This window comes from Paenibacillus dendrobii, assembly GCF_009807035.1.
GTDB classification, from domain to species: Bacteria; Bacillota; Bacilli; order Paenibacillales; family Paenibacillaceae; genus Paenibacillus_AQ; species Paenibacillus_AQ dendrobii.
The window spans coordinates 590,985-609,916 of the sequence record NZ_WUBI01000004.1; the positions used below are offsets into that span (position 1 = coordinate 590,985).

Below are 18,932 nucleotides of genomic sequence, written 5' to 3' on the forward strand. Positions count from 1 at the left end.
GACGGCCGTTCCTTTTCCGGGCGAGAAGGGGCGGCCCTCTGCCGTATCAGAGAGGGGAGAACATAAAGTGAGCAAACTGTGGGGAGGGCGCTTTACGAAGCAGACCAACCATTTGGTGGACGAGTATACCGCATCGATCGGTTTTGACCAGGCACTGGCCGAAGAAGATATTCAAGGGAGCCTTGCGCATGTAACCATGCTGGGCAAATGCGGGATTTTGCCGCAGGAAGATGTGGAGACCATCAAAGCGGGCCTGATCAAAGTACTGGAGAAAATCAATAACAACGAGATCGAATTCTCGGTATCCGATGAAGACATCCATATGAACGTGGAAAAAAACCTGATTGCCGAGATCGGTCCCGTTGGCGGTAAACTGCATACCGGACGCAGCCGTAACGACCAAGTAGCAACCGATATGCATTTGTACCTGCGCAAACGCGTGGTGGAGCTATCGGGCATGCTGCATGAGCTGCAGCAATCGCTGGTGGTACAAGCCAGAGACAATCTGGACACCATCGTTCCGGGCTATACGCATTTGCAGCGGGCACAACCGATCCTGTTTGCACATCACCTGATGGCATATGTATCGATGTTCCAGCGTGACAATGAACGTTTGATGGACAGCTACAAGCGTATCAATGTCCTTCCATTGGGTGCAGGTGCGCTGGCTGGGACGACGTTCCCGATTGACCGTCATTTCGTGGCAGAGCAGCTGCAATTCGACCGCGTGTATGAAAACAGCCTCGACGCTGTCAGCGACCGCGACTTTATTCTGGAGTTTCTGTCTCACGCTTCCATCATCATGATGCATCTCTCCCGTCTGTCGGAGGAACTCGTGCTGTGGAGCAGCACAGAGTTTAACTTCATCGAGCTGGACGATGCGTTCTGCACAGGCAGCAGCATCATGCCGCAGAAGAAGAATCCGGACGTGCCGGAGCTGGTTCGCGGCAAAACAGGCCGTGTCTACGGCAATCTGATGGGTCTTCTCACCGTGCTGAAATCATTGCCACTGGCATATAACAAAGACATGCAAGAAGACAAAGAAGGCATGTTCGACACTGTAGCGACGCTCGAAGGCGCGCTGCAGCTGTTTGCACCGATGATCGCCACCATGAAGGTGAACAAATCGCGGATGCGCGAAGCCGTGAATAAAGACTTCTCCAATGCGACAGATATTGCCGACTTCCTCGTGGGCAAGGGCCTTCCGTTCCGCCAGGCGCATGAAGTCATCGGGAAAACGGTGCTTTATTGCATCCAGAACGGCAAGTACTTGCTTGATCTGACGATGGATGAGTTCAAACAGTTCTCGGAGCTGTTCGATGATGCAATTTACGAAGTGCTGCAGCCGGAGACCGTGGTCAACGCACGTAACGTGTACGGTGGCACGGCAACGGATCAGGTCGCAGATGCCATTAAGCGCAGCGAAGTGCTGATGCAGATGACGGAGCAGTGGCTGAAAGAACACCAATAAGCATTGAAACAAAATAGTTCATAGGACCCATATATGAAGATAGCAAAGCCGGTATCAGAATCTTTGATTCTACCGGTTTTTTTGCTGTTTTTTCATAGGTTGGGGATTGCTGACTCCAGAGGACAAAGCATATAATGAAATAGTACATATTATCCATTTTTAGATATTTATATAAGGGTCACGAGAAGGAGAGTCGGCAGAAGTGTTCAATACCGTCTCAAAGCAGGAAAAAGGGTTTACTTTAGTCGAGGTTTTAGCAGCAATTGTGATCTTTTCCATCGTTTCTATAGTACTTACCTCCTACTTCGCCAATGCGCTATCCTATTCCAAATCCAATCAAAACAAGACGGTCATGATCAACTTGGCGCGCAATGCGCTTGTATTTATGCAGAAGCAAGATTACGGCAAATTACATGAATTCTATCATGCAGAAAAGTTCGGAGAAGAACATCCGGTCATTCTCGGCAGCTCGGCGGAGGCTTCACCAGATTTATACAGCGAACTATTTCCGAATACCGATGCATCGGCGCTTGCAGCAGTGCTTCACCCGACCATAAATAATGTAGCTTATGAGATTAATGTGGAGTACGAAGCGGATTTGCACCAGCAAATGCTGGGTTCATCGGATCAGCAAAAACAAAAGATGAGCAAAAATCTCATTCCCGTTAAAGTGGTGATCCGAGGGGCAGCCGGGCCCGGAGGTCATGCAACCGATAGCGCAGTGGAGGGGTATATTACGAATGAAGAACTTCGTTAAACGCCTCCGGCGGGAGGAGGGCTTTACGTTGATCGAAATGATTGCCACGCTGGCCGTCATGACCTTGGTGCTGGGCTTGGTATACTCTCTGACCGTTTTCGGAATGCGCAGCTATCATAAAATATCGATTGAAAACTCGCTTCGGGATGAAGCGGATCTCCTCATGTCGGCTGTGATTACGGAGCTGTATACGTTCTCCCCCGACTCGGTCGAGGCGAAAATTGCCGGCGGCACGACGGCGGTCGTGTTACGCAAGAACGGGGTACAGGCCCATGTTATTGAGATTGCAGACGGCAAGCTATCCATCGCGCCATATCAAGACAAAGGCACAAATCCAGATGCAGACCCTGATGCCAGTGTGGATCCTATAGGTGCAGAGGTAACCCGGAATATAGAATCTACCCTCACCAAAGATTCCTCTTTGACCGTGGACTGCACCGGGTTTACGGTATGTCAAAGCGGTACGCTGTCCATATCCCTGGAGCTGGAGCAGACATACGAGAACCGGCCGTATCAGCTGAACATGCAGAGTCGGTTTGGATTCTAGTATATACACTCTTTTTCCTATTAGCCGAAAGTGGAGGTCGCAATGATGATGAGGAAAATTCGCTTTCGCGATGAGCGCGGATCGGCTTTGGTAATGGTATTGTTCATGGTCCTGCTGCTGACGATTCTGGGAACGGCCGTAGTGGCTGCAGCCATTGGCGGTGCCCAGCGTACGCAAACAAGGGAGAATGACGTGCAGAGCTTGCATTTGGCGGAGAAATCGCTGGATGAAGGCGTCAGTTATATTTCATCTGCGTTCCAGGGAAGGTCCATCGATCCTGAGAACATGGATGGTATTATCCAGGAATTCGTGATGCAGATGCGAGGGAAAGCCGAAGACGGCGGATTGACGCTGGGTTCGGAGCTGGGTACAGACGGGCAGGATCAGGTTTCCGGTAAAATCACTTTAATCAATTACGATTCCGCTCAGCGAAAAAAGACGGAATACCCGATCACCTTGCAATCCGAAGCCGTCGTTAACGGAGTCAAACGCAAGCTCAGCCGTCAGATCGTCATCGATACATACCCGGATTTTCTCAAATATGCTTTGGGTTCGGAAGGAAACCTGATTTTGAATGGGTCGTCTCAAATCCAGGGCAACATTTATGCGGGTAACCTCCTGCAGCTATCCAATACGGCAAACTATATTCATGGCAGTGATTATACGGCGTCCACGCTTTTTCCATCATTAGACGGGGAGGCGCATGTGCAGTCTCTGAAAAGCGTAGCTTGCGCGGACCAGCTAATGTCCAAACCCCCATTTCAAGCAGAAGGATGCAAATCGCCGCTGGGGGATGGTTTCATGCTTGATCAATTATTAATCAAACCTCATGCCAAGTTTGTCTCGATTGATGTTCAGGATTCATTCGTGGACAAGTTGTCCGAAGCGGCGGGAGTGAGTAGAGAGACGCTGCAACAACAGTTTGGCAACGGGGCTTCGAACATCATCAAAGGGCTTCAGGAAAGCGAAGGGAGCTTGGGTATGTTAAAGCTAACGATGCCTGAACCTCCTGGAGAGCCGCCAATAGAACCTGGAGCCGATGCGGATGAAGCGAGCAAACAGACATATGAGACCCTAAAAGATCAGTATGAACAAGCGAAAATAGATTACAGTGACGGCATTATCAAGCTGAATCAAGAGCTCGCGGCGATGAAACAGTCCGTTTTGTTTCATGGGAATTTAACTGTTGATGGAGAGAATATTCGGAGTCTAACTTATGAAAACAAAGGCAACGGGAACGGGTCCTACTGGCTTATCGTAGATGGGGACCTTACCATCGATGCGCATTCGTTAAGCAAAAATATCAATATATTAGCCAATATCTTGGTTACAGGAAACGTATTTATTCAGGGAGATATTCGATTCGATTCAACCTTGTTCACGCTGAAATCCACAACGGTACAAGATGCGAATATTCGCGGACTAAACGGCAAGGAACTAGTATTGATTTCGGCCGGGAAAATATTGGTGAACCGCGTGGATGCCTTCAATAATTCAGGAGCCTCGGAACAAAATGAACTGAAAGCATTTTTTTATACGGACAGTACAGCGGATTTATATGGTGTGGGTTCAACCTTTCAGATCAAGGGAGGCTTCTTTGCAAAAGGCGACCTCACCGTCAATGCAATGCTTGGCAATGTCAACAGGCCGTCTTCTTCGACTAACCCGCTTATTTTTGAGCCACAGTCCGGAGTGGGGCAATATCACCGGTTTAGGGTGATCTATAACAAGGAGATCTATAATAATCAAAATTTAGGACTTCCCAAGGTTAATCGGGTCAATGTACGCGTCGGACCCCTGAAATTGGAGTAAAAGGATAGTATGGCAGGAACATAATAAGAAAGCTCCGGGTCGGCTTCTATGAGCGACTCGGAGCTTTTTTTATAATCTGTATGCGTGTTTAATATTTATCTTCATTATCCAGCCGTTGGACAATGATTTTGGCTGTAGCTGTAATGGCGGGGTCTTCCTTGTAAACAACGGTAACATAAGCGGTTCCTTCGCGGATGGCATGAATGACGCCGGTGTCCGGATTAACCGTGAAAATCAGAGGGTTATCGCTCTTCCATATCAGTTTATTGTTGCGGATATCCAGTTCATCATTCACTTCGCCATGGGGCAGTAACTCAAGCTTGGTTTGAAGATCCAGATCGGACCCCGCCATGATGGAAATCGGATTCGATAACCGAAGACCGGTAAATTGGTTTTGAATTTCCACCTTATGCTCCGCTTGAAGATCTCCGGCCGTCAATTGTACCACGACCGTACCCTTTTGCTTGCCCGTGACTATCACGCCTTCAGGAGTTACTCGTAAAGATGCGTATTTACTGTCTTCCGCTCCTTTTAACGACCAGACCAAAGGCGGAACGTTTTCCGCGTCCTCCGGATTCAATACCGGTGTGAGCACGATGGATTTTCCTGCGACAACAGAAGTCGGTCCTTTTATAGAGATGGACTCCAGCGGATGGATGATCAGGACCTGCGCCGAGGCGATAGATTTCACTTTGGTGGAAGATCCCGCGAGTTCAGCCTCCAGTGTTACTTCGACATTGACGTTCCCAACGGCAAGGCCTTTAAGGTCGCGGCTCCATTCATCTCCGGTATCTTTCAATCCAGCTCTTGCATCATCGCCGGCCCCGCTAAGTCTCCATGTAAGCTTAACATTTTGCAAATACTTCTGTTCCATGACGGCTTGCAGTTTGCCCATCTGATTCACTTTGATCTTGTCTGGTGCTTTCAAGGTCAGTATGGGATCGAAAACCGTGACTTTGGCGCTGGCTGAAAGTTTGCTGCCATCGGTTGAACGGACCGTAACCGTCGTCACGCCGGCCTTCATCCCGGTTACCTTGCCTTGATCATCGACGGAGGCGATCCTCGGATCTGCGCTGCTCCAAGAGAATACCAGCGATCTGGGGTCCACGTCCTTGGGCTCGTAAGTGACCGGCAAGGTCAGAGAACTTCCTTTCAAAATCGTATATTCCTCACCGATGGATAGACTGGTTAATCTCTTTTTGGCGGTGAATGAAATGACAGGGAAAGAAGCCGTTTTCGTTTTCTCATCAAAATCCCTAAAACCAAGCGTGGATTGATCCAGCAAATAGTTGCCCTTTTCCTTAGGCGTCACCGGGACAGTGAAGCGAATGACGTCATTGTCGTCGGTGATATAGCTTTTGCCGTCAGTAGAGAGATGATATTTCACGTTATTTAATGCACCGGTGAGCTGATAACCCTCTTTCAACGTGCCGGTCTTTTGAATGCTGCCTTTTGCGCTGTCCAGTTGAATTCCCCCAACTTCCAGATTCGGCGGCAGCTTCTCGTTAAAACGCAGCTCGGTCACAATCATTTTAGCCGGATCCTTGGTTCCTTGTTCGATGGGAATGGCAACCGGCTTGATGGTGTAATCAATAAGCAAGCTTTCGTTCGTGAACACGTCTTGTTCCCGTTTATCTTCAGGCAGGGAGCGGTCTACTTGCAGGCTGTCTTTGGCCTTGATCACGGTAATGTTAATGGTCTTGGGTTCTGCTTGGGCACCGTGCAAATCCCGGGCTGTAATCACGATCTGCAATTTGCCTTGATCCTTCACATCTTTCAGTGGGTTATCCAGATCAAGCGAGAGCGTTGAGCCTGAAAGAACGGTCTTTTCCTCGTATACCTTCAATTCCTTTTGATCTTGAACAATTTTGACTTGAGTCTTGATATTGCGATCCTTCAGATCAAGGTCGTTCACCGTATAGCTGACAGGAATCTTCTGATAGGAAGGAATGACCGCATTTTCCTTGGGACTGATGACCGTAATCTCCGGAGCGTGGTTGGCTCCAATGAATGCCCGGTACATGGTATTGACGAATAGGCGCTGCTCCCAGTTAGGGAAGCCTGAGCTGGTATGACCTGTGCCTGAGTATGTAACATTGCCCTTGGTGTAGGTATAGTAATGGTTCCAGCTGTCATCGACGTCTCTGTCGGAAGAATTGATGTTGTACCAGGAGACGACGTTCTTATCTTCGAGATCCAGCGTGAAATATTGATTGTGCGTCGTTGCGATCTGGCCGATGCTTCCGGAGGCGGGGGTCTTGCTAAGATCAAACGGGAACTGCGTCAGTAGGCCGTTGTTAACCGCCTTGGTCGACGTGCCTCCCACCGGGTTGCCGAAGCCAAGATTGGTTTCCGGAATGATTTGTCCCGTATCTGTCTGGAAGTTATCAACCCATGGATTGCTGCTATTCGTGCTTTTGTAAATCGTATCATGCGTAAACATGACTCCTTGCCCGGATGTAATGAAATCATGAACGACGCTGGCTGTGTCGGCATTGAGCGTGCTCCCTTCGTTATAGCTGTCCTTAAAGCCGAACACGACCATGTCGTATTTACCGTTAAGCGTTTTTTCTTTGTTTGCGGCCACCATACTCTTCAAGTCTTTAAAACTGATGGGAGAGATTCTGAGCTCATAATCATCGCTTTTCAAATAGGCTTGTTTCATATTATTCTCCATCAGAAGACTGCTGCCGCTCCCTGAATCAGGCATGACTTGCAGTACTCTCACGACGGTTTTTTCGTCCTGATACCGGATGGTTCCGCTCACGCTGTCGATGAGGCCGGTAATCGAATTGGACACGTCAAGCTTCCAGTACAGGAGTCCGGAATACGCCTTGGGCAGGTTATAGGTGAGTTCATTTCCCGAAGACTGCGTGATGGTTTTCAGGGCTACCTGATTCTCGTCGGTATACTGGAGCACCTTGTCCACGGATAAGTACAGCTTGGCGGTAATCCGGTTGTCGCTCAGGTTCTGCACATTAAAAGTATTAAATCTGAAAATAAGTGTATCGCCTGCTTTATAAGTCCTGCTGCTGCTTGTCCCGTTGTATTCGTCAGGCTTTACCGTAAGCTGAATTCTCGGGCGTTGATGCAGCTGTTGGTAGAGAGAGGAACCTGCCGTTTGAATCTGGGTCACTAGCTGGTTCAGTTCTGTATCATTAACGAAGTACACATTGTTGTTCGGGCTGGATTCTGCATGGGTGAAGTATTTGTTGAAAGTGTCATACAGGATCCGCTTCCCGCTGGCATTGGGCTGCTGCTGCAGCACGTTTTTGTGGACAATGACCGGAAGGCCTTGGCTTATGAAACTACGCTTGATCTCGTCCGCCTTTAACTGCGTGATGTCATTCATGACGAAGGAGGTCTGATGGGCCGCTTTTTGGTTGTTGGTATCCCCGCTTTTATTAAAAGAGGCTACGGGACCCGTGCTGTAGTTGGTGCTGATGCCGGTTTTGACTTTTGTCTTGTTGTTAGAATCTTTTAATTCATAGGCGTTCGCGAGATAGATCGCATCATACTTGCCGCTAAGATCCTCGCGCATGGCCACGAACGTTTTCATTCGCATGACGTCTACGTTAACGTTGGGTGTACCGTTAAGTTTTCCTTTGAGGACGGAGTAGTCGTTCTGATCCACAATCTCCAGGATGTTTACTTGATAAGGCGGTTCTTCGACAGCATTCACCTTCGCCCAGCCATAAGGGATAATCAATGCCAAAAGTACTATAAAAATAATGGCAGGGATAGCAAACCTTATTTTCCTCTTCATTCCAATCCTCCTAAATTAGAAAATGGAAAAATCCCAGATATATTGCGAATAATGCGAGATTCATTCGTAGTCTTTAGGGTTTTTTATTGTAAAATTATCCAATCTATGCTATATATCATTTTAGGATATAAGTCACTTGTTATCAACTCAAATATATGAAAAAAGAACCACATTTAATAGAACTATTATACTGATTTATGATTTTCGTATTTACGAACTATTTTCCCGAAAAAGTTCTTTGATGGAGTGATTCGGCATGGCTATTGTCAAAAAAAGGCTGGGAGATCTGCTGGTCGAACATCATGTGATTTCACATGAACAGCTTCAGGAAGCACTAAGCGAACAAAGCAAGACAAAGCGTAAGCTGGGGGATCTTCTCATTTCCCAAGGCTTTATCACAGAACAGCAGCTGATTGAAGTGCTTGAATTCCAGCTGGGTATACCGCATGTCAGTCTGTTCAAATACCAGATTGATCCCGCGATTACGCAGATTATTCCGGAGAGTATGGCGAAGCGTTATCAGGTGCTTCCTTTTATGAAGGATGGCAGCAAGCTGATGGTAGCGATGGCGGATCCGCTCGATTATTTCGCGATTGAAGAGCTGCGGATGACGACCGGCTTCAAGATCGAACCGGCGATCTGTACGCGGGAGGAGCTTCAGCGTTCGATTGCCCGTCATTATGGTTTGAGAGATTCGATGAATCAGATGATGATAGATTTGCCTTCCGCTGAAGATATCGAAGAGACCGAGATTACGGATGAAGATTCGCCGATCGTGAGGCTCGTGAACCAGATGGTGCAGCAGGCCGTTCATCTCAAAGCTTCGGACATCCATGTCGATCCCGGCGAAAATAACCTGGCTATCCGTTACCGGATTGACGGCCAGCTCCGGACCGAACGCCATCTGCCCAAACAGATGCAGGGATTCATCACCGCACGCCTCAAAATCCTGGCCAAGCTGAATATTGCCGAGCGGCGCCTGCCGCAGGATGGAAGAATTAAAATGCAGTTCGATTACAAAATGGTGGACATCCGCGTCTCGACGCTGCCGACCATTCACGGTGAAAAAATAGTACTGCGTCTCCTTGATCTGAGTACGGGGGTGAAGCCGCTGGAGCAGCTGGGATTCAACGGCAGAAATCTGCAGGTTTTCCGGGAGATGATCGAGCGTCCTTACGGTATTCTTCTCATCACGGGCCCGACGGGCAGCGGAAAAACGACGACGCTTTATTCGGCATTAAATCATTTGAACGTGGAGAACGTGAACATCATCACGGTTGAAGATCCGGTCGAGTATCAGCTTGAGGGCGTGAATCAGGTGCATGTGAATCCGGCGATCGGATTTACGTTTGCGGCCGGGCTTCGCTCGATTCTCCGGCAGGACCCGAACATCGTGATGGTTGGCGAAATCCGGGATCACGAAACGGCCGAAATCGCCGTTAGGGCTTCGTTGACAGGGCATCTGGTGTTGTCCACTTTACATACGAATGATGCTGTCAGCACGATTACCCGTTTGAGGGACATGGAAATTCAGCCTTATCTGATTGCTTCTTCCCTGGTTGGTGTGGTGGCGCAGCGTTTGGTACGGCGAATTTGTCCGGAATGCAAGGCGTCTTATACGCCGAGTGAACAGGAATTGATTTTGCTGAACAGCCATGGTTTTCAGGCAGACCAGCTGTACAGGGGAAGAGGCTGCGGCAACTGCAATCGTACAGGCTATCGGGGGCGTGCCGCCATTCATGAGGTACTGAACATCGATGATGAAATGCGCCAGCGGATTACCGGTTCAGCCTCCGTCGATGAGCTGCGGAACGCGGCACGCCAACAAGGCATGACAGGGCTAATGGAGGACGGTTTTGAAAAGGTTGTCCAAGGTGTGACCACCTTGCAGGAAGTATTGCGGGAAACCGTTGCGAATTAAAGGAGGCAGAGCAAATGCTTCATACCAAACGGGACGTTCGTGAACTGCTGTTGAAGGCCTTTGAACTGGGTGCCTCCGATCTCCATGCTTCCCCGGGCTCGCCTCCACTGCTTCGTATGGACGGAGCGCTTACGGTCATGCAGGAACAGAAACTGTCACCAGATGATATAGAGGTTATGGCGCGGGAACTGATGGGGCCGGGTGAAAGGCAGCGTTTTGAGGAAGCGGGAGAGGTCGACTTTTCCACTCAGATCGAAGGGGCCTGCAGGTTTAGGTTGAACGTGTTCAGACAGCAAAATGGCGTTGCCATCGCGGCGCGGCTGATACCTGCAGTTGTGCCGGATTTGGAGGGGCTTGGACTTCCACAGGCCATACGCTCCCTGATGCAAAAGCCGCACGGATTAATACTGGTGACAGGTCCCACGGGAAGCGGGAAATCATCCACGCTGGCAGCTCTGATTGATCATGTGAATCGTACGCAGCAGAAGCATATCATTACGCTGGAGGACCCCATCGAGTATATACATCATAACCGCTCATCCTTAATCCAGCAGAGGGAGGTCGGGAACAACACCGCGAGTTTTGCTCAAGGCTTAAGAGCGGCTTTGCGGCAGGATCCGGACGTGATTTTGGTTGGTGAGCTTCGCGATCTGGAGACCATATCGGCTGCCGTGACGGCAGCGGAAACCGGACATCTTGTGCTTGGTACGCTGCATACAACGGACGCTCCGCAAACGATTGACCGCATCATTGATGCTTTTCCGGGACACCAGCAAGGCCAAATTCGCATCCAGCTGGCGGGAGTGCTGAATGCGATCGTTTCGCAAAGGCTTCTCCCCAGAAAGTTGGGAAAAGGCAGAGTGTGCGTAACCGAAGTCTTGATTAACACGCCTGCCGTGGCGAATCTGATCCGGTCTGAAAAAAACCACCAGATCCGCAACCTGATGCTTACCGGAAAAGGCTCCGGCATGCATACGATGGATATGTCCATACGGGAGCAGCTGCAGCTTGGAACCATCGATGCAAAAACGGCGCAGCCATATCAGGCGGAAGGAGGCAGCTGATGCCGCAGTTTGAATATGTGGTTCGCACCAGCGGCGGCAAAGATCTGAAAGGGAAACTGACCGCACTGGATAAGCCTTCGGCAATGGACGAGCTCCGCAAAAGAAACCTTACGGTGTTTTCCTTAACGGAGCAGCGCACATCCATTCTCTCGCAGGATCTGTATATTGGCAATCCGGTCAAAACCATTCACTTCATCATTTACTGCCGACAGTTCGCGACGCTGATCCGAGCCGGAGTCAGCATCGTGGACGCCAACCGGATTCTGGCGGAGCAGACCGACAGCAAGGCGCTGCGCAAAGCGCTGCAGGATGTCGGGTCGAGCTTGCTTCGCGGGATTGCCTTCTCAACCGCCGTTCAGGATCACCGCAAAATATTCCCGAACCTGTTCGTCAGCATGATCCGCGCAGGCGAGGAATCCGGGGACCTGGAAGGAACGCTGGAGAGGCTCGCCGTCTTTTTCGAGAAGCAGCATAGCACCAAGGAAAAAATCAAATCGGCTCTAACCTACCCCATTACCGTCGGAATCATGGCGATCGCTGCCGTCGTATATCTGCTCTACGCGATCGTGCCCCAATTCGTTAACATGTTCGAATCCATGAACGCCCAGCTTCCGGCCATTACCAAAATGGTGCTTGCGCTGAGCAATAGCTTCCAGCATCAATGGTTCATCTGGCTGGCAGGACTGCTAATTCTAATTATCGCCTATCAGTGGACGAAGCGTACCGAACGCGGGGCATACCTGCTGGATTACGCCAAACTCAAAGTTCCGGTATTCGGCAAGCTGAACCAGAAAGGTTCGATTGCCCAATTCTCTCGCACCTTTTCGTCGTTATACGCAAGTTCTGTACCGGTTTTGCAGGCGCTGACAATCGTCGAGGAGGTTGCCGGCAACAAGGTTATCGGGCAGTATATTCGGTCTGCAGGAGATTCTCTCCGCCAAGGCAACCCGCTGTCCGATCCGCTCAAAAAAGCATGGGTGTTCCCGCCGCTCGTGACCCAGATGATTGCCATCGGCGAGGAGACGGGCGCGCTTGACCTGATGCTGTCGAAAGTGGCCGATTTCTACGAGATGGACGTGGAGAATACCGTCGATCGGTTGAAATCTTTGCTGGAACCGCTGCTGATCGCATTCCTGGCCGGGGTGGTCGGCATTATCGTGGCAGCGATTATGCTGCCGATGTTCAGCCTTTATAACAGCATTTAGAGCCATTCGGTTCTGATTGTATAAATGAGTGAATTCATAATTCTAAATTTGAATAAGGGGGATCATCGAATGGAAGCAGTAATGAACAAGCGATTTGGAAGATTGGGTAGAGAGGAAAAGGGGTTTACGCTGATCGAGCTGTTGGCGGTAATCGTGATTATCGGGATTATTGCGGTGATAGCGATTCCTTTGGTGAGTAATATTCTTAATAAATCCCGTAGCGATGCTGATGTTGCGACAGCGCGCCAGGTGTATGATGCTGCTAGATTGTATATTACGAGTGAAAAGAATGGGGACTTTAAAGGCAACACGTCGGTTGATATTACTGATTTGACATCAAGTGGTTATCTAGATAAAAAAATATATCTGCCTAGTTCAAAAGAGGAGATAAAAACTGGGGCAGTGGCGTTCTCTTCTGATAAAGGTCAACTTGAGGGTGTTACCTTAAATGGAAAATTATATTCTGCAGATAAGGTCTTACAAGTTAAAGGCGATCCAGAAACCGCGTCAGGAGGAGGGAAAGGGAATTAGAAAGTTCCGAATAATTCCGAGTGCCTAGCGAAGCAGACGGAATCGTTCTGAAGAAGCGTTAGCGTTCGCCTTTGTCGTCGGATTTCTACCTTGGACTTATTCAATCCATGAAATCCGTAAGACAACAGCGATCGGAAGAATGATCCGTCAGCGGAGCGGCCTCAAAAGCGTCATAGTATTTTTTAAGCAAATTCAAGCTTTTAACAATTCACATAGCCTCACAGTCACACCGTATCAAATAGCGGACATAGCCTCACATAGCCTCACAATCATAACCGCTTCACCAACCCAGGAACCGGATTACCCTTCCGGTTCCCTTTTCAAATCCATAACAGGAGCCACTTCCAATGACACTGATCATCTCCATCTACGCCCTGATCTGCGGCATGCTGCTGGGCTCTTTTTATAACGTTGTCGGACTGCGTGTTCCAGCGGGCGAATCCATTATTCACCCGCCGTCTCACTGCACTGGCTGCAATACACGCCTTACAGCTAGAGACCTGATACCGGTGGTCAGTTATCTGTTGTCCCGTGGACATTGTCGCCACTGCGGCGTGAAGGTATCCACGTTATATCCGCTCGGCGAGGCGCTGACCGGGCTACTGTTCGTATGGGTGATCCTGTATGAAGGTATCAGCGGCAGAGCGCTGATTGGACTTCTACTGGTTAGTTTGACAGTCATCGTCACGGTAGCGGATCTCAAGTACATGCTGATCCCCAACAAAGTGCTATTGATATTTGTACCACTCCTGGTTGCGGCGATCCTCTTCTTCCCGGAAGGTTCGCTGTGGGTTCATCTGGCGGGGGCGGCTGTCGGCGGTGGAATTACGCTGCTGTTGGCCTCTTTCGGCGGCATGGGCATGGGGGACGTGAAACTGTTCGCGCTCTGCGGCTGGGTGCTGGGTTTGCCTGGGGCAATGATCGCGTTTCTCGCGGCATGCTTCATGGGAACGGCCGTTTATGGAATACTGCTCATAACAGGCGTGATCCGGCGCAAACAGCCGGTGCCTTTTGGACCCTGGCTTGCTGCCGGAACGCTGCTGGCTTACGAGTATGGTTCAACGATGATAAGCGGGTACCTCTCGCTATGGAGTTAGGGGGTTAATGAGAATGAATCTTCGGGGGAACAGGCCGCTGGGTCTAGCCATTGAGCAGACGGGCATCCGGTATGTCCGGCTGAATAACAAAAAAAATTGGGGGATCGCCCGCAAAGGCATGCTTTCTCTCCCGAAAGGCATGATTGTAGACAACCATATCGCCGACCGGCAGGGATTGGGCGATTTGCTGCATCGATGGGTCAAAAAAGAGGGGCTGCGCGGATCCCAGGTATCCTTGTCGATTCCTCCGACACAGGTCATTATCCGCAAAATGACGATCCCGAGTACGAACCGTAAACAACTGGACCAACTGGTACGCCTTGAGGTAGAGACCGGTCTGCATCTGCCGTTTGACCATGCGGTATATGATTACATCGTAACAGATACGGATGACGATTCAACCCAACTGCTGGTTTTCGCCGCGCCGGGAAACCTGATTGACAGTTATATCGAACTGCTGCATGAAGCCGGATTGAAGGTTCAGAATATCGAGATATCTGCCACAGCATTAGCCAGAGCGGTTGTGCTGAGAGAAAGCTTGACGTTCTCCGACACGATGCTGATTCATCTGGACCGGACAATGCTGGATGTGTATTTATTCCATGCAGGGCATCCGTTATTTCTGAGGACCATTAATTTATATGACTTGACTCCGCCGCCCGGGGAACCAAGCTTTTGGAATGATGGAAGGTTGGCTCAGGAAGCAGCGGCATCTGCCGAGATGATGGAACCGTCGGATGAATCCGTGGTAGATCAGCTGTCCGCAGAGCAATTGGTAGAGATTACTGCAGAAATTTCGCGGATGCTGAACTTTTATCAATATAGTCTGCATGATGGCTCAACCCGAATTACGGAAGTGATTGTGACCGGTCCCGTGTCCGGACGGAGACAGCTGTTGCGTGAGCTTAATCAGATGCTGCCCGATATGGATATCCAGTCTGCACTATTCGAGGAGAAGGCAAGCCGGGGACTTCATCCGGGACAAGCCGACTTGAACGATTACCGAATTGCGCTCGGTGCAGCCTTATCCGGTCGAGGCGTCAGTGACCTGCATTTGATGCCAAGGGAGGACAGGGAAGCGCAGCTGTTCCCATACATAGTATTAGCGCTGGTAGCCGTTTGGCTGATAGGGATGTCCGGGATGGGATGGTGGTATGCAACTTCCCGCGGAGACAACGAAATGCTTGCCGAGCAAATCCAAGGTGTTCGTGATCAGAAGGCAGCGCTCCAAATGGACCTTGCCTCGATCAACAGCGGTGGGGCGGCCTCTAACGATCCGCAGCAGGTCGTAGACGAGATATTGGCGAATCGGATGGATGCTGTGGCCGTGCTGGATGATTTGGATGTTCAACTGCCCCAAGGAGCTGTCATTCGGAATATCTCTTACACCCAATACGGAGATATCATGCTGTCCGTGAACATCTTGCGGATGGAGGATGCAGCCGCTTATCTCACCGAACTGGAAAATATGCCGTTTGCACGAAAGGCCACCATAGATAAGCTGACGGAAGAGCAGACCGTTCAAGCCGGGGGAGCGGCTGCGGATGCCGGAACACTGATCAATAAGCCAAAGTATGCCGTGATGTATAAGATAAGTACAAGCCGGTTGGACTCAGCGGCAGCATCTGCGAAGGAGGGAAACCATGCTGGAGAAGATCAACCATAACCGTTCTGTCATATTGCTGGGCTTGGTAGCACTGTTTGTGCTGGCGTTTGCCTTCTACATGTTTGCATTGAAGCCCTCCATGAATACGGGTTCACTCCGTCAGTCAGAGCTTGCGAGCCAGCAGCGGGAGCGGGATATTCTCAAAAAAAGAGTGGCCGGCCTTCGCAGTAAAAGCAGTGCCGACGATCCGGATTTCCAGAATGCCCGGGAAGCGCTGCCTCTGGATGAAGATACGCAGCAGCTCGTGCTGCAGCTCAAAAAAATACAGGACAAGTCATACGCCAAGCTAACCGATATCGAATTCCAACTGCAGGACGGCAACCAAATTGCCCTCATGACCGGCAAAAAACCGGAGGATTACAGCTCCGTCAAGGAAGTAAAGATGAAAGCCGTATTGGAAGGAGGCTATGATGAAATCCATGAATGGATGAAGCAGCTTCAGGCGGCTCCGCGTTTGATTACCATCGATGCCTTCAGCTTCCAGCAGCCGTACGAACAGCGGAATCCCGGAAGCAGATTGATCGCCAATGTTTCATTTACAGCCTATTTTACCGCCGTTAAGCCCAATCCATGATCAGAAGACCTTTACCCCGAAAAAGCCGGTCCCTATGTTTGCCATAGAGCCGGCTTTACTGCTAAGGGTCTATCAACTTACATTCATGTCTCTTCCGGTCCTCATCTTTTATTTCTACTCATCCTATCTATTTTCGCGGTCATAGATCGGGTACGCCCCAGCGTATGACGAGCCCCGCATGTGTTAGGCCGCCTCCGAATCCATATAGAAGCAAAGTTTCTCCATGCTTCAATTTTCCCTCCTGCACCCCGAGTCCTAGCGCCAGCGGAATGGAAGCTGCCGAAGTATTCCCCATATACTCTACGCTGTACAGGGTGTTCTCAAGCGAAAATCCTGATTTTTCGCACATCGATTCAATCATTCTCAAATTCGCGCTGTGAGGTACAAACCAGTCGATGTCTTCGATGTTCATATGGGCGCGCGACAGCAGCTCTTTTATGCCTGCGGCGACCGTCCGCGTAGCCCATTTATATACTTCACGCCCGTTTTGAACCATGTGCCCATCGCCTTGCAGCGAAAGTCCGTGCATCGATTTGGATATTCCGGAACGATAGACATGCATTCCGCCGCTGCCATCCGTACCTTGAATAGAAGCAAGGAAACCCGGATTTACTTCGTCCGCTTCCACCAGTACGGCCCCGGCGCCATCGCCGAACAAAATGCAGGTTGCCCGGTCTGTATAATCGGTAACTTTGGACAGCGTTTCTCCGCCGACAACGAGAACTTTGCGGTGCAGCCCCGAGCTGATCAATCCGTTTGCCACATGCAATCCATAGGCGAATCCCGCGCAGGTTGCATTCAAATCAAACGCTCCGGTGCTTTTGATATTGAAGTGCTCTTGGATGAGGCAGGCGACGCTGGGAAAAGGGTAGTCCGCCGTTGTGGTGGCCACCATGATCAGATCCACATCTTCCACGTTCTTGCCGTAAGTCTGCATTAAATTCTCAACCGCCCGGATGCACAGATCCGATGTGAATTCCTGTTCACCGCTAATTCTGCGTTCCCTCATGCCGGTCCGCTGCACAATCCATTCATCGTTTGTATCGACAAGCTTTTCCAGATCTTCGTTTGTCATTCTCCGCTCCGGTACATAGGTCCCGATGGCTGTAATTCTTGCTTTGGAAGATGCGGTATTCATTGTTCACTGACCTCCTCACCAATATTAAAACCCATAAAAAAACGAAACGTCGGCCAAAGTTAATATCAAGTATTAGTACTTGGTACTAATTATATGCAATGCCGCATCAGTTGCAAGCTTTTATTTTTTGGAAATCAGGTATAACCCCATGGGAACCGCAACCTGATATCGCAAGAAAAACGATATCTACAAGCGGTATGTCATCTGTGAAAGCACGTCGATAGACGTTTTTTATTCCGGCATGTGATTTTTTCCTGAGCGTCCTTCGCTAAACTGCGAGCGTCTGAATTTGGCAGGGGATACGCCAAGCTTCTGAGTGAAGATCCGGGTGAAATAGTGGACCGATTGGAAGCCGCACAGACTGGCGATATCTTTGATGGACTGCTCTCCTTCCAGCAGCAGCTGGGAGGCAAACTGCACCCGGCGCTCCTGGACATAGTGAACGAAGGTTTGGCTGGTATGCTTCTGGAACAGCCGGGTCAAATGTCGGGAAGAGATATGCAGGTGGTTCGCGACGTTCATCAGGGTGAGCTCGTTGCTCAGATTATCGCCAATAAACAGCTTGGCCTGCCGAAACAGGATATTTTCATCATGGGCGGCATCCGCAGGAGGTTGGAAGGCAAACGCCGGATGTGGCCCATGGAGGGCAAGGATGGATAACAATAATGACGTGGAGCTGCATTTCAGCAATGCAGGCATGGCCGGCTCCGGGCTTTGGAAAATGGACAGAAATGCTTCCCAGAAACGGCCGGCAGGAAGCGCATCGGCGCTGTGGATGACAGGATGAGCCTGCTCCAGGAGCTGGCGATAAGCTTCAATGAATAAACTACTGGTACGTTCTTCATCGATTTCAAAGGCGACATACACCAAGGTGAGTCCGGTAGCACTCCGTATTTGATGCCAAATCCCAGGCAAAGACAGAAAAGAGGTTCCTTTACCGAGCGGGTATTCCACGCCGTGTTCGATGTAGAAACCGCTGCCGTCGATCACGTAGCAGGCCTCAAAGAATGAATGACGGTGCAGGGTGTTATCAAAATGCTCGGGCATGAATCCCCAATACAGGATGGAGATGCTCAGGTCATTTTCTTCAAGTTTGGTGAGCTGTCGGTTGCATATTTGGTTGGCACGGCGGAAGGCTGCTTCGATCAACGACATGGGAAAACTCCTTTGAAAATGGAATTGGAAACTTTTTGAGAACTGGAAGCTAACGGACATTAGATGTCCGTATTTTACAAAACGAAGACCCGTTCATGCAAAGACAATGACAGACGGTTTTTATACAATGTTACACAAGTTCGGCGCTATTGGGAAACGGTAGTCCGACCCAAATGATGGATATGAAAAATGGGCAGGGGCTGACGAAGGGTTTGGCTGATGAGCGGC

Annotated in this window: 13 protein-coding genes and 1 pseudogene; 11 read left to right on the plus strand and 3 right to left on the minus strand. The window is 49.9% G+C overall.

All coding sequences use genetic code 11. The features are described from left to right. Nucleotides 1–67 precede the first annotated feature (67 nt). From argH to GRF59_RS23900, 4 genes are all read left to right on the plus strand, one after another. Nucleotides 68–1,471 (plus strand): argininosuccinate lyase, encoded by a 1,404-nt coding sequence (argH, locus tag GRF59_RS23885; RefSeq protein WP_160500207.1) that lies wholly within the window; start codon nt 68–70, stop codon nt 1,469–1,471. A gap of 202 nt (nt 1,472–1,673) precedes the next feature. Beyond that, nucleotides 1,674–2,228, plus strand: a complete 555-nt coding sequence (locus GRF59_RS23890) for a prepilin-type N-terminal cleavage/methylation domain-containing protein (RefSeq protein ID WP_160500208.1) — start codon at nt 1,674–1,676, stop codon at nt 2,226–2,228. Next, the gene (locus GRF59_RS23895) at nt 2,212–2,775 is read left to right on the plus strand and encodes a PulJ/GspJ family protein (RefSeq protein WP_160500209.1); all 564 of its coding nucleotides are present in this window, start codon (nt 2,212–2,214) and stop codon (nt 2,773–2,775) included. Before GRF59_RS23890 ends, GRF59_RS23895 begins: the two co-directional genes overlap by 17 nt. Nucleotides 2,776–2,820: 45 nt before the next feature. Then, on the plus strand, nt 2,821–4,587 hold the full coding sequence (locus tag GRF59_RS23900) for a hypothetical protein (protein ID WP_160500210.1): 1,767 nt from the start codon (nt 2,821–2,823) through the stop codon (nt 4,585–4,587). Between the two features lie 88 nt (nt 4,588–4,675). On the opposite strand, the gene GRF59_RS23905 is transcribed toward GRF59_RS23900, so the two are convergent. After that, nucleotides 4,676–8,353, minus strand: coding sequence for a DUF5057 domain-containing protein (locus GRF59_RS23905; RefSeq protein ID WP_160500211.1), 3,678 nt, complete (start codon nt 8,351–8,353; stop codon nt 4,676–4,678). Between the two features lie 256 nt (nt 8,354–8,609). Here GRF59_RS23905 and GRF59_RS23910 point away from each other — a divergent pair, with 256 nt between their 5' ends. The 7 genes and pseudogenes from GRF59_RS23910 (at nt 8,610) to GRF59_RS23940 (ending at nt 16,411) form a co-directional block, all read left to right on the plus strand. Further along, nucleotides 8,610–10,274, plus strand: coding sequence for a GspE/PulE family protein (locus GRF59_RS23910; RefSeq protein WP_160500212.1), 1,665 nt, complete (start codon nt 8,610–8,612; stop codon nt 10,272–10,274). Between the two features lie 14 nt (nt 10,275–10,288). After that, entirely contained in the window at nt 10,289–11,338 is a 1,050-nt protein-coding gene (locus tag GRF59_RS23915; protein ID WP_160500213.1) for a type IV pilus twitching motility protein PilT, read from the plus strand. Beyond that, nucleotides 11,338–12,543, plus strand: a complete 1,206-nt coding sequence (locus GRF59_RS23920; RefSeq protein ID WP_160500214.1) for a type II secretion system F family protein — start codon at nt 11,338–11,340, stop codon at nt 12,541–12,543. Before GRF59_RS23915 ends, GRF59_RS23920 begins: the two co-directional genes overlap by 1 nt. Nucleotides 12,544–12,612: 69 nt before the next feature. Further along, on the plus strand, nt 12,613–13,074 hold the full coding sequence (locus GRF59_RS23925; RefSeq protein ID WP_237392004.1) for a prepilin-type N-terminal cleavage/methylation domain-containing protein: 462 nt from the start codon (nt 12,613–12,615) through the stop codon (nt 13,072–13,074). Between the two features lie 347 nt (nt 13,075–13,421). Further along, nucleotides 13,422–14,171: a prepilin peptidase gene (locus GRF59_RS23930; RefSeq protein WP_160500215.1), complete on the plus strand. Its 750-nt coding sequence runs from the start codon at nt 13,422–13,424 to the stop codon at nt 14,169–14,171. A gap of 13 nt (nt 14,172–14,184) precedes the next feature. Further along, nucleotides 14,185–14,796: pseudogene (gene pilM, locus GRF59_RS30325) on the plus strand (type IV pilus biogenesis protein PilM); the annotation flags it as partial. 1,018 nt (nt 14,797–15,814) lie between these two features. Then, nucleotides 15,815–16,411: a hypothetical protein gene (locus GRF59_RS23940; RefSeq protein ID WP_160500217.1), complete on the plus strand. Its 597-nt coding sequence runs from the start codon at nt 15,815–15,817 to the stop codon at nt 16,409–16,411. A 139-nt stretch (nt 16,412–16,550) separates the two neighbouring features. Here the strand turns inward: GRF59_RS23940 and GRF59_RS23945 are convergent, their stop codons facing one another. Next, nucleotides 16,551–17,549: a ketoacyl-ACP synthase III gene (locus tag GRF59_RS23945; protein WP_160500218.1), complete on the minus strand. Its 999-nt coding sequence runs from the start codon at nt 17,547–17,549 to the stop codon at nt 16,551–16,553. A 231-nt stretch (nt 17,550–17,780) separates the two neighbouring features. Further along, nucleotides 17,781–18,704, minus strand: coding sequence for a helix-turn-helix transcriptional regulator (locus tag GRF59_RS23950; RefSeq protein ID WP_160500219.1), 924 nt, complete (start codon nt 18,702–18,704; stop codon nt 17,781–17,783). Nucleotides 18,705–18,932: the final 228 nt, after the last annotated feature.

What these genes read in the sequence shown, in the direction of transcription:
- GRF59_RS23895 (WP_160500209.1), top strand. Translation starts at nt 2,212, where the DNA reads ATGAAGAACTTCGTTAAACGCCTCCGGCGGGAGGAGGGCTTTACGTTG.
- GRF59_RS23900 (WP_160500210.1), top strand. Translation starts at nt 2,821, where the DNA reads ATGATGAGGAAAATTCGCTTTCGCGATGAGCGCGGATCGGCTTTGGTA.
- GRF59_RS23905 (WP_160500211.1), bottom strand. Translation starts at nt 8,353, where the DNA reads ATGAAGAGGAAAATAAGGTTTGCTATCCCTGCCATTATTTTTATAGTA.
- GRF59_RS23910 (WP_160500212.1), top strand. Translation starts at nt 8,610, where the DNA reads ATGGCTATTGTCAAAAAAAGGCTGGGAGATCTGCTGGTCGAACATCAT.
- GRF59_RS23915 (WP_160500213.1), top strand. Translation starts at nt 10,289, where the DNA reads ATGCTTCATACCAAACGGGACGTTCGTGAACTGCTGTTGAAGGCCTTT.
- GRF59_RS23920 (WP_160500214.1), top strand. Translation starts at nt 11,338, where the DNA reads ATGCCGCAGTTTGAATATGTGGTTCGCACCAGCGGCGGCAAAGATCTG.
- GRF59_RS23925 (WP_237392004.1), top strand. Translation starts at nt 12,613, where the DNA reads ATGGAAGCAGTAATGAACAAGCGATTTGGAAGATTGGGTAGAGAGGAA.
- GRF59_RS23930 (WP_160500215.1), top strand. Translation starts at nt 13,422, where the DNA reads ATGACACTGATCATCTCCATCTACGCCCTGATCTGCGGCATGCTGCTG.
- GRF59_RS23940 (WP_160500217.1), top strand. Translation starts at nt 15,815, where the DNA reads ATGCTGGAGAAGATCAACCATAACCGTTCTGTCATATTGCTGGGCTTG.
- GRF59_RS23945 (WP_160500218.1), bottom strand. Translation starts at nt 17,549, where the DNA reads ATGAATACCGCATCTTCCAAAGCAAGAATTACAGCCATCGGGACCTAT.
- GRF59_RS23950 (WP_160500219.1), bottom strand. Translation starts at nt 18,704, where the DNA reads ATGTCGTTGATCGAAGCAGCCTTCCGCCGTGCCAACCAAATATGCAAC.